10 protein-coding genes are annotated in these 15982 nt (G+C 57.1%); 5 read left to right on the top strand and 5 right to left on the bottom strand.

The annotated features are described in order from the left end of the window. Window positions 1–27 precede the first annotated feature (27 nt). The 3 genes from Poly51_RS10265 to Poly51_RS10255 form a co-directional block, all read right to left on the bottom strand. Complete coding sequence (locus Poly51_RS10265) at window positions 28–1206, bottom strand: hypothetical protein (RefSeq protein WP_246114393.1); 1179 nt, start codon at window positions 1204–1206, stop codon at window positions 28–30. A 177-nt stretch (window positions 1207–1383) separates the two neighbouring features. After that, the gene (locus Poly51_RS10260) at window positions 1384–2976 is read right to left on the bottom strand and encodes a helix-turn-helix domain-containing protein (protein ID WP_146456890.1); all 1593 of its coding nucleotides are present in this window, start codon (window positions 2974–2976) and stop codon (window positions 1384–1386) included. A gap of 81 nt (window positions 2977–3057) precedes the next feature. Then, on the bottom strand, window positions 3058–3438 hold the full coding sequence (locus Poly51_RS10255; RefSeq protein ID WP_146456888.1) for a hypothetical protein: 381 nt from the start codon (window positions 3436–3438) through the stop codon (window positions 3058–3060). 278 nt (window positions 3439–3716) lie between these two features. Here Poly51_RS10255 and Poly51_RS10250 point away from each other — a divergent pair, with 278 nt between their 5' ends. The 5 genes from Poly51_RS10250 (at window position 3717) to Poly51_RS10230 (ending at window position 9925) form a co-directional block, all read left to right on the top strand. Next, window positions 3717–5240, top strand: coding sequence for a MotA/TolQ/ExbB proton channel family protein (locus tag Poly51_RS10250; RefSeq protein WP_146456886.1), 1524 nt, complete (start codon window positions 3717–3719; stop codon window positions 5238–5240). Further along, complete coding sequence (locus tag Poly51_RS10245) at window positions 5237–7429, top strand: hypothetical protein (RefSeq protein WP_146456884.1); 2193 nt, start codon at window positions 5237–5239, stop codon at window positions 7427–7429. Before Poly51_RS10250 ends, Poly51_RS10245 begins: the two co-directional genes overlap by 4 nt. Continuing rightward, on the top strand, window positions 7426–8502 hold the full coding sequence (locus Poly51_RS10240) for a hypothetical protein (protein ID WP_146456883.1): 1077 nt from the start codon (window positions 7426–7428) through the stop codon (window positions 8500–8502). The genes Poly51_RS10245 and Poly51_RS10240 overlap by 4 nt, the downstream gene beginning before the upstream one ends. Before the next feature lie 332 nt (window positions 8503–8834). Beyond that, the gene (locus Poly51_RS10235; RefSeq protein WP_146456881.1) at window positions 8835–9227 is read left to right on the top strand and encodes a PH domain-containing protein; all 393 of its coding nucleotides are present in this window, start codon (window positions 8835–8837) and stop codon (window positions 9225–9227) included. A 23-nt stretch (window positions 9228–9250) separates the two neighbouring features. Further along, a complete protein-coding gene (locus Poly51_RS10230) occupies window positions 9251–9925 on the top strand; it encodes a hypothetical protein (RefSeq protein ID WP_146456879.1) in 675 nt (224 codons plus the stop codon). A 119-nt stretch (window positions 9926–10044) separates the two neighbouring features. Here the strand turns inward: Poly51_RS10230 and Poly51_RS10225 are convergent, their stop codons facing one another. Together Poly51_RS10225 and Poly51_RS10220 are read right to left on the bottom strand one after the other, a co-directional pair. Further along, complete coding sequence (locus Poly51_RS10225) at window positions 10045–12057, bottom strand: hypothetical protein (RefSeq protein ID WP_146456877.1); 2013 nt, start codon at window positions 12055–12057, stop codon at window positions 10045–10047. A gap of 801 nt (window positions 12058–12858) precedes the next feature. After that, window positions 12859–15927 carry a protein kinase domain-containing protein gene (locus Poly51_RS10220; protein ID WP_146456875.1) on the bottom strand — a complete coding sequence of 1023 codons (3069 nt, stop codon included), beginning with the start codon at window positions 15925–15927 and terminating at the stop codon, window positions 12859–12861. Between the last annotated feature and the right edge of the window lie 55 nt (window positions 15928–15982).

The following is a 15982-nucleotide window of genomic DNA, read 5'->3' as shown; positions in this document are numbered from 1 at the left end:
CAATTCGAGATCGCCGTCACTTCACAACTACAACTTCAGTTTCAACGATTTCAAAAAATCGGCAATCGCTTCGGACTCACCGGACACCGTTTTCGCCGGCCCGGTCATCTTGATGAACAGGCTCATGCCGCCGTCCAGGGGGACGATGGTGGCGTCAATCGCTTGGCCGGCTTCGTCTTCGCTGGTCAGATAGAACCGTTGTCCCGGACGGCCATCAACTGTGACATCGATCGCATCCTCCATCGCTTGGTCGACGACGTCGTCGGGCGACTTGCCTTCACGAACTTGTCCGATCCATCGAGCCACGTTGCCTCGCAAATCACCACCGGCAGGAATGACCGTGATTTCGGCGGGCGCATCTTCCGGACCGACGTTGAACGCGGCCATCCGCATCGTACTCATCTTGCCGTCGCGCCATCCGGTGGGGCGATCAAACGTCAAGCGTTCGTCCGGCTGGGTCTGCTGGGCTTGCTGGGCCGGCAGCCCAGCGTCACGCGTTTGCGGAGCAGCCGTCATCGGTGGCTGGCCACCGCCAGCGAATGGAGCAGCGCCACCAGCAAACGGAGCCGCGCCGCTGGCAAAGGGAGGTGTCATCGGCGAATCGCCACCCTCACCAACCAAGTCGACCCATACCGATTTTCCGTCGGCGGCGGCCACTTTGATTTCGGCCGCTTCGGCCCAACGCTGGTCGGAATTGGGCAACGCGAGTTGGTTTCGCCATCGGTTGACGTTCATCGCCACCATCGCGTCATAGTCGTCCAGTCGGCCGAGTTGCGAGACGCTGACGTCCAACTGCTTGCCGGGCGTCTCGATATCGATCGACGCGAATCGCATGGGTTTGTCACCGCCTTTTCGCCAGCCGTCGGGAAGCTGGCTCAGGTCTGGCGAACCGTCGTTGAACTGGACGTCTTCGACGAAGCTGCGGAACGAATCGCTGATCGTCGAGACGGCCGTTTCGGGACCCGTGACTTTGAAAAACCAGACCTGATCGCCATTGGGTACCATCGCGGCCAGCATGCGGTCTTGAGGAGTGCGAAGTTCCTCGGGCACCTTCTTGGGAACGCGATAGGTGATGATCGGATCGGTTTTGTCGCAACCCGACAATGCAACCATGGCCGCGATCAGACAACCAAAGATCGTTTGAGCAAGCAGGGAGTGCCGAGAAAATGGGGGCGCTAGGTTATCGACTTGGTGCGTAGCAGCCATCAGTGGCTTTGCGTAAGAGGGGTTAGGTGGGCCGTGGGATCGAAATCCGTTTCGTCGTCACCTTAGCTTAACGCACCAACCCCACACGACGTACCCGACAAACCGACGCAGTCCGCCGGTTGAGCGTCAAACGCTCGCACGGCCGGATCGATCCGAGCCTACCGAATTGAGCCCTGTTTACTGGCCCCAGCCCATCAAACCGACCAGGGAATCGGTAAGCGAACTGACCGGAGCGCTGGTTTCAGTGTAGGTCCACATATTGCGAACCAAATCGGTCATCAACATGCCGCCTAGGCTTAGGACCATCAGCACCAACATCAATGTCACGCATTGCAACATCGTGAACGGAACTTCATAGCCACCCATCGATACCGGGCCCATGGCGACCGGTGACGACTCGTCAATTTCAACGGCTTCGCCGTCGTCATCCATCGCGAAGCCTTCTTCGACCGGTGCGTCGCCAAAGACGTCGCCGCCCATAGGATCCGCATCGCCAAATCCGGCGTCGTCAAATTCGACGGCTTCGGCGACATCGCCCGAGTCTTCGACTTCGATCACCTGGGATCCGCTTTCCATGTCGGCGTCTAGCCCGATGCCCGATGGCGACAATTGGAATTCTTCGTCGGCTTGGAAGTCGACCATCGATCCGCTACCGCCACCACTTCCGCTGCTGCCGCCTTCGGAAAGTTCGGCGCCAAGGTCCAATGCGGAAATGCTGCTGCCGGCCAAATCCAGAGGTTCGCTTTCCAGCGACAAGCCGCTGTCCGACGGGCTCATCAGGTTGATGCCGCTGTCACCGGCAACCGAAATGTCGCTGCCGGCGTTGCTGATCACCAAGTCGTCATCGTCGTCGGCGATGACCAAATCGTCATCGTCGTCCAACGCGTCGTCGAGCCCCGACACGTCGCTGTCCGACATGCCGTCGGCGCCGATACTGCTGCCCAAACCGGACGACATCAATAAGTTTTCACTATCACCCGAAATCAATCCGCTGCCAGATTGCTCGGCACTCAAAAGATCCAACTCGCTAAGCACGTCCACACCGCGCGATCCCAACGCATTCGCACCGCTGTCGCCGGAAAGCTTCAAGTCGTCCATCAATTCAAGGCTGCTGACACCCGAAGGAGCCGAATCCAGGCTGCTGCCCAACATGTCGTCATCGCTGTCGTCGAAGCTAAGGTTGCTGCTTGACGGACCTTCGGGCGCTAATACGTCCGGATGTGATTCTGCAATTTCTTTCAGCTCGGCGTCGGTTACCGGGCCCGTGCTGCCGGCGTTGGGTTCAATCGCCAAGTCCAGTTGAGCCGAATCGTGCATGATGGCCGAACCTTCAAGCTGCAAATCGGCCGAATCGATTTCCAACAGACCGCTGCCGGCGCTCTCCATCATCAGGTCGCTGTCGCTGGCGATGATGGCAACATCGCTGCCGTCGCCTTCGGACGCAATCAGGTTGACGTCGCTATCGCCCGTCACGGACTCGCCGCCGATTTCCAGATCGCTGCCACCGTCGTCGGACGGACTGTTGTCGCCGCCGATGATGCTGCTGCCGCTAGAAATGGACGAGCCAAGATCGTCAACCAAAATACCGCTGCCACCGGAGAGTGCATCGCCGAGGTCGTCTTTCAACTGCTCGATCGAATTCTCGGGGAACTTCCAACTTGCTCCGTCGCGGAATCCGCGGACTTTGCCCTGGCTGCGCAGTTCCACCAATCGTTCGGTGGGAATTCCAAGCTTCTTGGCTGCTTCCTCAAGTGACAAATAGTCTGCCATCGGATTATTCGGCTCCGCAGTTGCGTATCGGTGGATGAATGTTCTGACGCAGGATGATTCGCGCCAGCCACTTTTGCCACCTTACCGACGGCCGAGTTGGCGAATTTCTTCGGGCAACGGTGAAGTGGCGTTCAATTGGAGTGAAAAATCAGCGTCGATGGGGCGACTGCTGATCAGCCGGATCGTCCCGGACTTATCAATATGATACACGGCCATCCAGGATTTACCGGTATGAACTAGCGTAATTGTCTGAGTTCCCGAGGCGTCAGAACTGGAAAATCCGATCATGTCGCCCGCGACACCCATCTGCGGAACCCCCCGCTTGGTGATGGCCGCCCCGGAAAGGAACTCTGCGGCATCGGATTGAGTCGCCGGAGCCTGTCCCACCGAGGCCGTAGCGGCCGCGATCAAAAGCCCAGCAGCGAACAAGGCCGAAGTCAGTTTCACGCGGTGTTTTTGCATCTGAAACGCTCGCAAAGGGTCAATGTGTGGGGGCGGATCTGCCCGCGTCGAGACCCCCGTCGAGGCTCGCATTTAACGATTATTAGCGGTCGGCTGGGGTCGGATGCAAGCCAGATGGCAATTCTTAACGATTGGATAAAGTGGCTCGGTTGTGCCGGTCGATAAGAAGGTTGGGGTTGTGTCGTCGCGTCGCCAATCGCGACCATCACCGCCGCGACGGTTCGGACGGATCCGATTTCCGACGCCCCCAACTGAAGTCCCGATCCGAGGGTTGAACCTTGACTGACCACGGCAAAGCAATCGCCAGCGTGAATACAGATAGAAAACCATCGGCCAACGCATCACGGTCCACAGAAAAACCAACCCCGCCGATCGCGTTGTCGCCATTGACGGGTGCTCCGGTCGCCGGAAATTCGATGCTGGCAACCATTCTGGGTGCCGGCCTGTCGGTCGGTTTTTATTCGCTTTTGTTCGCTGCGATCAAATTCGGCCCCGAGTCCGCATTCACAGGGCAACTGCAACGCTATTTCTTGGGTCACCCCGTCGCCGTCGCGGCGACCATCCTGTTCTGTTTCGCCTCGTCGATATTGATCGCCAAGACGCTCGGAGTGATGGATCAATCCAGCCACTTGGCTCGCATCCGTGACAAAGACTTGCTGCCAACACGCGACAGCGACATCAGCCCGGCCGCATCTTGGCTGAGCGACAACGACGCCGGCCACGTCGCCCGAAATTGGTTGAGCGAACTTTCAAGTCTGTCGCAATCGATGCGAGCCAGCCACTTGGTAACGCGGCTCGAAGAAGTGCTAACGCGACAATCGCAACGCGGGTCCAGCAAGAACTTGGCTGACGACCTTCGCGAACTGGCCGGTCGCGATGCGGACGCGGCTCACGATTCACTAGGGCTGGTTCGGATCATCGTTTGGGCGATTCCGATGTTGGGGTTTTTGGGCACCGTGATTGGGATTACCCAGACACTTGGCGGATTAGATTTTTCCAGCGGAACCGCCGCCGTCGACAACTTGAAAAGCGGCCTGTATGTAGCATTTGATACGACCGCGATGGGCCTGGTACTCTCGGTCATCGCGATCTTCTTGCAGTTCCCTGTCGAACGTAGTGAGCAACGGCTGTTGGCCGCCATCGACGCCCGCGTCGGTCACTTGGTTTCGTCCACGTTGCCCGGCGACGAAGCGTCGGACAACCAAACGGTTCTGATTGCCGACCTTTGCCGGGGCGTTCAAGCGGCCGTCGCCGAATCGCTTGCCAATCAAGCCACCCTGTGGCGAGACACAATCGACTCGGCACAATCGCAGTGGCAACAGGTCCATGAAAAGAACAACACGACGTTGGCCGACGCATTCGAGCTAACGCTTGCACCGGCGCTATTGAAGCACGCCGAATCGGTCGCCGGTTCGTCGCAGGTCGCCGGTGAACGATTGGAAGTCCAATGTGATCGTTGGCAACAATCGATCGTGTCGGCGCAGTCGATGTTGGACCAATCCAGTCGTCAAAGCGCCGAACAGATCCGCAACCAAACGTCGGTCTTGAACGAAACGCTGGACGATGTCTGCGAAACATTGGCAAGTCAGCAACAAACGCTGGCCGGGCACTATGACTCGATCAATCAAACTCACGAAGCCATCACGCGTTTGACCGAAGCGACGACGGCGCTACAGCATCAGATGGCCAATCCGAACAATGACGCCATGGCCGACGCAATGTGCATCCTGGCTCGCGCGGTGGACAAGTTGTCGGCAAGAATGCCAAACGATACCGTGACTCCGACAAGGCGTGCAGCATGAGTCGGCGTAAGCGGGGCGGTATGTCGCCATCGCTGTTTCCGTTCCTAGCCGTTTTGGTTTGTACGCTAGGGACTCTGATCTTGTTGTTGGCACTGGTTTCGCAAGACGCAACCGACAATGCCAAGAAACAAGCGGATGCGGCGCGCGCGAAAGCCCAGCGCGAAAACGATGCGTTGCTGGCAGCGAAAACCGTCGAACCGGCCGCCGATCTCGCACCTCGCAAACCGCAAATTGCGGCCGAGGCCGCGACGAAGATGATTGCGGAAGAGGACTTTCGCGTCACCCAGCTAGTCGCCTTTCGCGACAAGCAGACGGCAGACTTGGAAGATCGCCGCGACAAGCTCGCGCACGTCGAGAACCACATCGGCCGACTGCGAACGGAGTTGAAACAATTGAGCGGCGAAGTCGACCGCGCCGTCGGTGGTGACGAATCACCCGCCGTGGACGACGCGACGTTGGCCAGCTATCGACAGAAAATCGAAGAAGTCAAGGAAACGATCGAGACGCTTCGCGTTGATTCGGGCAAACGCACACCGCGAGTCGTGATCGTTCCTCATAAAGGCCCCAACGGCACCGACCGTCGCCCAATCTATTTGGAATGCGTGGCCGAGGGACTGACCATCTGGCCCGAAGGCAATCGCATCACCCGGCAACAACTCGAAAACGCGGAATCCGGCGCCAACCCCTTGGATGCCGCGCTCCGCGCCGTGCGTCACCATGCAATGCAAACCTACGGCGACACCACCCCGCCCTACCCTTTGCTGGTCGTCCGTCCCGATGGCATCGACACCTACGGCATGGCGCGAGGCGCGATGGAAAATTGGGACGATCAGTTCGGGTACGAATTGGTGCCTGCCGAAGTCAAATTAGCTTACGCTCAGCCCGATTCAAATTTGAAACGAGAACTCGATGCGGTGATCGCTCGCGAGACGCGAAACCAATCGGCTCGCTCGATCGCAAGCGGTTTCGGATACGGCGGTGGTGGCATTGGAACGGGACTCGGCGGCTCGGGAATGGGCGGCGTTAATCGTTCCGGATCGGGTGGCTTGGGTGCAAGCGGTGCGACAGCAAGTGGTTCAGGAACAGGCGGCGCCGGGCCGCGGTCGCGCCCTCGCGTTCTTTCGGCTGCATCCCTGGATCGCGATGGCAGGTCCAGAGGGTATCACGGCGATCAGGACTTCTCTGATTTCGGATCGTCGTCGTCATCAAAGCGATCGCCCTACGTCAGCGGATCCGGCCAAGCGGGTGAGTCGTCGGTCAGTGGGGCCGCTACCAATGGTTACACCGGAACGGGTGCGTACACTCAAAACAATCCAAGCGAGATCGATCCGGCCATGCAGTCGAAATGGGCCGATGACATGAAAGCGGCCGCACAAGAAATGAAGTCGGGCGATTTTCCGAATGGTTCAACGGGCGGGGGCCGTCAGTTTGCCGGTACTGCAGGCGTCACCGACGCCAATGGTGAAGATTTCGATGGTATGACACTCGGCGGGCCGACCCAAAGCGACAACGCGAGTTCCGAAAACAGCACCCAAAATGGCACCGGAAGCGATGGAACGGAACCGGGCGGCGCGGGCGACTCGGCAACCGGTGCTCCGGCAATGCAGGGATTCGCAAACCAGGGGACTTCATCGTCGGCATCCAAAGCAACGTCAAAAATGTCGGCCGGCACCACCGGGACTGGCGGTACACAATCGGCGGGATCGCCTTCGACGGCTGCCCAACAAGGACAGTCATCAGCATCGGACGATGATTCTCAGTCACAGTCCGGCGCGCCCCAGATGCAAATGGATCTGTCGCCGCCCCCGCGTGAATTGGTTCGACGACAGGGACGCGACTGGGCGCTGCCACCGGAAGTCGCCGGCATGAAAGGCAACTCGGTGGTTCGAACGATTCGTGTGCTTTGTTACGAAGATCGATTCGTGTTGCTGCCGCCGGCCAGCGGTGGTGCAACGGAGATGTTTGGGATCGACGGCAACCGTATCGGTCGCGATGCGGAACGCGCGACGCTGGAACTGGCAACGTCCGTGCGTGACCGTGTCCAGCGTTGGGGCGTCGCACTGCCGGGCGGACGCTGGCAACCCCGCTTGGACGTCGAAGTGATGCCCGGAGGTGAACAAAGGTTCCATCAGTTGCGGTCTTTGATGGACGGCAGCGGTGTCCAAGTCAGCGGAAGGGGATCACAATGAGTGGCAATCGACGCAACCGAACGACGATCGAACTGGGGCACGATTCGTTCTTGGACATCGTCGCCAACTTGGTCGGGATCCTGATCATTTTGGTGGTCATCCTGGGGTCGCAGTCGACCGCGGTGATCGAAGAGATTCAAGAACAAGTCCGCGATGAATCGAAGCTCGAGTCCGTCGTTGACACCGAGGCGGAACGCGATGATCCTTCGCTATGGGCGACTGACGATCAGCTTTCGCGTCTGTCGCAGCAATCGATGCGCGCCGCCGCGGCCCAAGTCGAATCGAATCGATTGGAACAACTTGTCAAGCAGCACGACGCTCAACTGAGTGCTCGCGAGCAAGAGCGGGCAATGCTGATCGACTTGCTTTCCCAAGCGAGGTCGGTGTGGGACGACAAAAAGAAAGAGCTCGACCAAAAGATCATTGCTGCAGCTGAAAAGCAGACCGAATTGGAAAAGATCCAAACCGAGTTGACTCGATTGGAAGGCGAACGAAAACGTCTAGAAGATCAACCCGAAACCGTCGTCGCCGTCGAGCATTTGCCGACGCCGATGGCGAAAACGGTTTTCGGCGACGAAATCCATTTGCGACTCCGGGGTAACCTCTTGTCAGTCGTTCCGGTCGATCGCTTGGTCGACGAAATCAAGGCAGACTTTGAACGCGCGGCGATGGGTGCTAGAGAAGGCAAACTCGACGGCGCCGTCGGACCCGTACGCGGCTACGTCGCTCGCTATGTGATCGACAAAAGCCGCGGCCTTGTCGGCACCAGCGGCCGGTCACAGATGGCAACCCGAATCCAGCTGGTCGGCATGACGTTGGAACCACTTTCCGAACCGCACGGACAATCTATCGACAAAGTCTTGACCGGCGCCAGCGAACTGGACATCGAACTGGCCGGACGTGACCCCGGTAACACCACGATTACCGTGTGGGTCTATCCGGATAGCTTCGGTGCCTTCCGAAACCTGAAAGAGCGGCTCTACAACAAGGGCTTCGCCACCGCCGCCCGCCCGCTGCCGATGGATCACCCGATCAGCGGTAGTCCCGCCGGATCACGCTCTAGCGCGCAGTAAATTCATTCCCGCTGATCGGGAGTGGCGCGGATTGGGCCATGATCATACGTGCCGATCATCCGTGCTGATCGGCAAGGCCCAGCCGATCGATCGAAATCCATCGAATGGCCAATGGCGACTGTGAGTCGCTTGCCCCATTCGCTTGACGTCGGTCTGAAGCCAGTTGTTTGGGCGAAAAACGGGGTTGCAGCAAGTGCATTTCGGCCCGTTTGATTGTTTTTCCGTCACTCATTTTTTCGCGCGCCTTGCCTAGCTCCGTTCTGGGCCGTTCAATGTGCGGGGAAAGAGGCCGTATCCGTTCCAAGCAAGAATCTTTTTAGGAAAGCTACAAGATGTCTGACGAAGAAACCGTCTTTGTTGACTCGCCTTCGATGTTTCGAAACAATCCCATCGGATTCGTCGTCACCCTGATTCTGTGCCTTGTTGGGGTCGGAATTCCCATTCTGTTGGTATGGTACGTTCGTTGCCGGTCGACGGAATTGACGATCACCAACCTTCGTACGCGATTGCATCGAGGTTGGCTCAGTCGGTCGATCACCGAAGTCTGGCACCGCGATGTGCGTAACGTCCAGCTGGACCAAACGTTCTTTCAACGAATTCTTGATACCGGCCGGATCGGAGTCAGCAGTGCGGCTCAATCAGGGATTGAAATCGATGTCAGCGGCTTGAGAGGTCCCGATAAAATCAAAGGCATTATCGACAGCTATCGTGCCAAGGCCGACTGACGCACTCTCACTGACTAAAAATCATGACCGACCCCGCGAGCGATACGAGTCCCATCCCTCGCAAGCGGTCGGTTTTCAAACGGTTCTTCGGAGTGATGTGGCGATGGCGACCGCGATTTCGATTGCTTGACTTGATTTGGTTGTCGCTGTTGTCCGCGTTGTTGATGACCTGGTACCGCGATCACCAAAATCTAACGTCGCAACTTCAAGCGAGATTCGGCACAGCGCGGACGAGTTGGAGCATCGATCAATTGTTGGGCCGTCCGAACACACCGATGGCGGGTGACCAACAATCGGCCTGGACCACGCCCGGACAGAACGCCGGGATGCAGTGGTTCATCGTTGAATTTCCCAACAAAGTCAACGTTGGAAAGATCGAAATCGTCGAGACCTACAACCCCGGAGCTGTCGTTCGCATCTGCAGTGTCAGCATGACGGGTCAAGAAATAGAGATTTGGAAAGGGCAGGATCCCGTGGCACCGATCGCCGGTATGGGGAGTTCATTCATTGTCCCGTCAACAAAGATTCGCACTCGTCGAATGAAAGTCTTTTTGAACACGGACTTGGTCTCTGGATGGAACGAAATCGACGCCGTCGCACTGCATGCCGATGACGCAACCGTCCAGTGGGCAACCAACTCATGGGCCAGCGAATCCTACGGCGACAACCGCGAATCGCCACAGTGGTATTGGCCATAAACACCACGGTTGGTGTCCGCAGTCACCCAATATCGAAATGGTAAGCCAGCATCCCGGAATTGCTTCACGGGAAGCGTTTACGCTGCAACATAAGTCTTATAGGTCGAAGACGGGTGCGTTTAAGTTCGGGACTCAATGCAGCGGCGAGTCCTCCGCCGGTGAACGAAGCAGACCGTTAATCCACCCATCGCAAGCATAAGCGACGAGCTCAGTTCCGGAACTGCCGAAGCGCTGACCACCGATAGCACCCCGGTCGTATAAAGAGCCGAGCTGTTCCATAGCAATCCATTGCTGAGCGTGGGAAGCAACATGGATGAGAACGTGCCGTTGATCGTCGTGAAATCCAGGATATCGAATTGGTTGCCCAGTGCGGCTTCGAAACCGTTGTACCAAACAACTTCCAATTGGCTGGTTCCACCCAGGGTGATGGAGGTGGCTTTGAGTCGGTCGAAATCAGCAGCATTGGCGCCGCCAAGTTCCATCTGCAAGATACCGCTGTTGAGCGAATAGTTGCCGACCAAGTCGAGCAATCCAGGTGACTGGCCAGGTGCCAGAATTCCACCGACTTGGGTGATGTCGCCCGTCATGTTGCCACCAAGTTGAAGTGTCCCTTCATTCAAATTCAAGCTTGATATTGTGAGCATCCCGCTGGCGTATGTTCGGATGGCTCCGTAGCCTTGAGCATCCACCGTCATTGAACCGTTGATCGTCAAATGTCCGCCCACTTCGATGGAGCCGTTGTTGAGCACCAGGTCATTGAGCGACGCCATGCCGGATTGCCCGATATGCATGTGCGAACGAATTCCGTCGATCGTGGTTGTACCGCTGACGTTTAGTGAGGCCGCATGGACGCCGTTTCCAACTTCCATATTCGATACCGTCGTGTCGTTAATTTCGCCGCTGCTAAGCGTTAGATCCCCCGCGAATACTTTTCCCGTATTGGACGACGTACCATCGATGCTGAAGTTTCCACCGTTGACGCTCAATGCATTGATTCGATTGGCATCCGTGCCGACCGAACCTTTGACGAGAGTGTTGCTTTCGCTTTCAAAATTCACGCTATCGGCCAACAAGGTGCCGCCGACGTTGACGTTGGTGGTACCGCGCAGTTCGACTTGGTTTGCCGAAACCGTTCCACCAATGTCCGAGGCCGCCACGGAGTCTTGTTGTTGAAGGATCTTTCCTGCAACCGATAGAGAAGAACCGGCACTTGTTTGAAATGCGCCTTCGTTTTGAAGGGTCAAGTTTGACAGGGATGCCATTGCGTTTTGGCTGACTGTGAAATTTCCCTGAGCGATGTCTGCATTTCCTGCTGTGAGCGTGCCGTTGCTGGAAACTTGCAATAAATTATTGCCCATCGATCCTCCCGAACCATTGACACCCATCTTGATGTTTCCGTTGACGGAGAGTCGGTTGCTATCGACCAGTCCGCTGCCCGTCGACGATCCAATGGTCAGCGCCGGATTGGTTCCAACACCAATCCCAGTGATGAGTGCGTCCGAAGAAAATCCAGCCATTCCGCTGCTTCCGACAAACACTTGCTGCGCGCGCACGATGGGCACCGCTGCTGAAAGTGATTGTGAATTCGAACTCAGTTGGGTCAACCCGCTCATAGATCCACCGATGGTCAGTTTCTGGACATCAAGAATCGGTTGAGTGTGCGTGCCGTTGGATGAGATATTGATCGTTGCGCCGGATTCTGCGGCGCCGGCCCCATTCAATTGAATGTCGCCATTAACGACAACTCGACCGCCCAGGTTCCCGAGGAGATTCGTCGACTGGTTGTTCAGGATCATTCCCCCGTTCCCAACGGTCAATGTGCTTCGCACTTCCAGCAACGCGGACATCATTCCGGCATTCGCGACGACTTGATTCGCGAATGCCGGAGAGGTGATCTGTGGATTGGGGTTCCCCAAGCCAGACGTCGTGAATCCAGGTATAAACACATTCGAAGATTGTGTGGGTACTTGGCCGGGAGTCCAGTTTGCTGCGTTACTCCATAGTCCTGATCCACTGCCACTCACATTCCAGGTTTGCATTTGACCAAAAGCGATCCCCGGGGCTTCCGCGATCGCAATGCCAATCATCAAAAAGGTAGCCAGCAAGTACGGATTCTGCGCGCAACGATTCATGGGGTTTGACTCCGGTAACAAATTGAAACAAATGTTCTCTGTGATTGTTCGCACGAGCCAAAGTGCGAAGAAGGCTTCCTTGAGAAAGGAGGGAAGCCAAATCGATTCCGATACAAGCACTACCGGATTTCTGTTTTCGATTGCGCGCGATTCTATTCTCGCCGACAGGGGAAAAGCAATCGTTCGCAAATCATTCTTGTGACTTTTCCGAAAGAGAAAACGTCAAACGGTTCGGACGTGTACGCAAAGCTACTGCCCATCCTTGCTTTCGTTGATTATCAATCAAATGTCACTAATTCGTTTGCGATTCGTTTGACATTCTTCGAGGGCGGGAGTCTCTTCGCGAGGATCATGTCCATAGTTCGCTATGCGGCTCACGGGAGGGAATTAGAAGCGGCGGGGCCAGATTGTCTTTGTTGCGCCGCGTTTTCGGGGTCAGTAACTGGGCGTCAATTGCGTCAGCGACCGAGGGTTGGTGACGATGTGGTCCGTCCAAGTTTTCTGGGATCCATCGAACATACTCGCATCGATTTCTTCGGCCGCGCGCCTAGCACATTCGGTCGGCGCGTGCTGGTGAAGTTCGTTTTTGGAGCACGATGACCTTCGGCGTCCTCTTGTCGGTCCCATTGCGTTTCGCTTTCGCGATGGTCGACATCGCCGGCTTATCGATTAACAGTTGGTGGCCGTTCAAAGAAATTTTGCTCCCGAAAATTAAACTGAACTGCCGATCAGGCTTCCAGTTGTTTCCGCGTATCGGCAACGGAGCTCGGTGACACGTTGTTTCATAGTCTAACGATGCAGCTATTCGGGTCGCACGATTTCGCCGCCGTCTTTAGTGACTAGCGCTTTTAGCTTGTCAATGTCGATCGGCATCATCGAATGCACGGATCCTTCGGCCAGTGCATAGCGAAGTGCCTGCGTATTCGCGAACGTGGGAATCCCGTCCAGGTCTTGCGGTTTCGTCCAGGGTACCGACGTTTCAGTTTCCATGATCAGCAACGTGTTGGAGGTTCCGTCGCGGATGTCACGCATCTTGACGCCGTCGTCCGTACCGATAGCACCGGCGCCGTTGGCGATGCCTTGATAGTTGGCGTGACTGGTGGGTTGATCCTGTGGTGCGGTGGGGCTGCGATACATGCTTGGCATCTGATCCAGTAACTTCAAATTGGTTTCGCTGTCCCAAGGTTCGTCGAAGCGATATTGATTGAACAGATTCTCTTGTCCGATGTACGGCAATATCGCTACTCGCCAAGAGAACGGTTGAATTTGCGATTCGTCGTTGACGCCCCGCGAACCGTCTCGTTTGGTGCATGCCGAAGCGGGGAACTTTCGATAGTCGTAGTGGAAGTTGAGAAAACCAACGGCCAACCGTTTTAGGTTGTTGCTGGACTCGGCTTCATGAACGGCCGCTTGGGCTTTCGTGTGGGCGATCGAAACGCTTCGAATGGCGATTGCTTTGCCTTGCTCAATCAAAGTGAGAGCCTTGTACAGCTTGCCTCGAGCATCGGGATCGATTTCCAGCATCTTCGGGCTTGTTATCAGGCTCGAAACTTGTCGCAAGTCGCTGGGCATGTCGCCGATGCGTTCGATGACGTACTTTTCGTAGCCCGTTTCACCACCGATGCTCGACGACTGTGCGACAGGCGACGGGGCGATCCAGCTAAATTCGATTCGGTCGTCGGCAAGGAAACGGTAGGTCGCCGTTTCTTCCGGCGGCCCCCCTGGAACCGCGTTTTTCAGGACAATCTGTTTTGAATCGCCATCACTTAACGACATGCTCCCGGCTGCTAGAACCGAACGATCACTGGCGATCACAAACAGTGAATCATCACGCACGGAACGATCGAATGCGATGATCGAATGACTGGGCCCGGCGACGATTCGCCAAACGCCCTGGAACCGTTGGGGATCGGAAAGCGGTGGTTGCCGGTCTGCCGGCTTGGACAACGGTTCGACGAGTCCGCTGCCCAAAGCATCCATCAGGAACTTGATTTCTCCATCGCTAAACCGGCCCGAGATCGCGATGTCGCGTCCGACTTCCGACAGGATCGTTGGTGCCATGCGAATGCTGCCGTTGACGATGATCGCCAATTGCTGCTGCATGTTGTTACCCGTCAGAGCCCGCATTGCTTTTCCGGTCGGTTCGCTCAGCCTCAGTTCGACCCGTTCCCTACCTTGGGACTGAGCCGATTCAACTTGTTCGCGCAGGTCCGTTGCGGTGAACTTCAGTGATTCGGACTCGCGCACCAGGTGAAACGCTCGCCCATCCTTTTCGTAATTCTGTACGACCGTCACGTCCGGATCCACGGCGTACCATCGCAACCCGTCCTGGGCGATGGGCAGGTCGTCCGATGGCTCACCGTACTTGGCAACGTGCCGATCCGATTCAGCCTTTGACGCCAAAATCGCAAACGTCAGAAACGGTTCGCTAGAAGGAGCTTCGGTTTGCGATAGGGCGGATGGTTGAGTCGTCGCATCCGTCGTGTCCGGATGAATGCCGATCTCGCTTCCCTCCGGTGCATTCATGGTCACGACGGTTCCGTCAGGCGACTTGATGCGAATCAGAAAGCCTCCGCATAGGCCGACGAATAACCCGATAAAGCCTGCGGCGATTGCAACGAACCGGGGAACGGTTCGCCGCAACCAAGGCTGTGTCTTGGCCTGCGATCGAGAGTGCGATCCGCTTGCGGCGGCTTGATCGGGCGCAAGCGTTTCGGCATGTCGAATCAACGCACTTAGGTCGGCGTCGCTCGCAAACGGAGTCAGCTTTTCAGCGACTTGCATGGGAGTCTGTGGTCGTGACGTCGGATTTTTGGCCAACATGGATGTAACCAAATTCGACAGTCCGCGCGGCGCGTCGGGAAGCAGATCGCCGATCGTTGGCGGAGTCGAAGAAACGTGCGCGGTCATCTTTGCGAACGCCGTTGAGTGTTCGGGGCCGGCAAAGGGCGCGTGTCCGGTCAGCAATTTGAACAGCGTACAGCCGAGTGAGTAGATGTCGGCGCGAACGTCGACACTGCGGCTGTCGGTGACTTGTTCCGGTGCGATGTAGTCAGCCGTCCCCATCGCTTGCCCGGTGCCCGTCAATTCAGATGGCTCGTGAATGGTTTCTTGCAGTCGGGCCAGGCCCAAGTCCAGCAACTTCACCTCGCCGCCGCTTCTCAGCATGATGTTGGACGGTTTGACGTCGCGATGAACGAATCCTTGGTCGCTGGTGTATTGCAGTGCCATAGCAACTTGCCGGACAAGATCGCAGGCGTCTGCAGCGCTGATTGGTCCGGTCCGCGAGACCAATTGGGACAAGTCCATGCCGTCGATGAACTCCGTCACCAACACCGCCGTGCCGTCGATCTCGCGAGCATCATGAGCGGTGACGATGCCCGGATGACTCAGTCGTCCGACGGCCCGCATCTCGGCCTCGAATCGTTCCTTCATTCTGGCGTCGGCCAGGCGATGGTTGGCCAAGACCTTGATCGCAACCAGTCGCCCAAGTTTCGTGTGGCGGGCCAAATAAACGTTGCCCATGCCGCCCCGTCCGAGCGGTCGAACGATTTCGTATTCGCCGATCGAAACGGGAAAGGCGGGGATATCCGAAACCGTGGGTGATTGCGGGCGGCTGCCGATGGCACCCAAGGCCGCGATCACCGCGATCTGGCACTGGGGTTCGCTGGCCAAACCCGAATCGTCGTCGGGGGACCGGATGGCGTGGATCAGCGAGTCCTCGCCATCGCCGATCGTTTCCAATTCCGATTGGCAAACTTCACAATCACGAAGATGGTCCAGCAGCGAATCGCTGTCTTCTTCGGCCAATCGGCCCAGCGATAGGTCTCTGAGTCGTTCAATCGATGGGCATTCGGTGGCGGTCATCATGGCGTTCTCCGGGCTTGTTAGGGTAACTCACCAGGATGAACGCAGGCGTCTGACA

The organism is Rubripirellula tenax (genome assembly GCF_007860125.1).
Classification (GTDB): domain Bacteria; phylum Planctomycetota; class Planctomycetia; order Pirellulales; family Pirellulaceae; genus Rubripirellula; species Rubripirellula tenax.
This window is presented reverse-complemented; position numbering and strand designations above follow the sequence as displayed.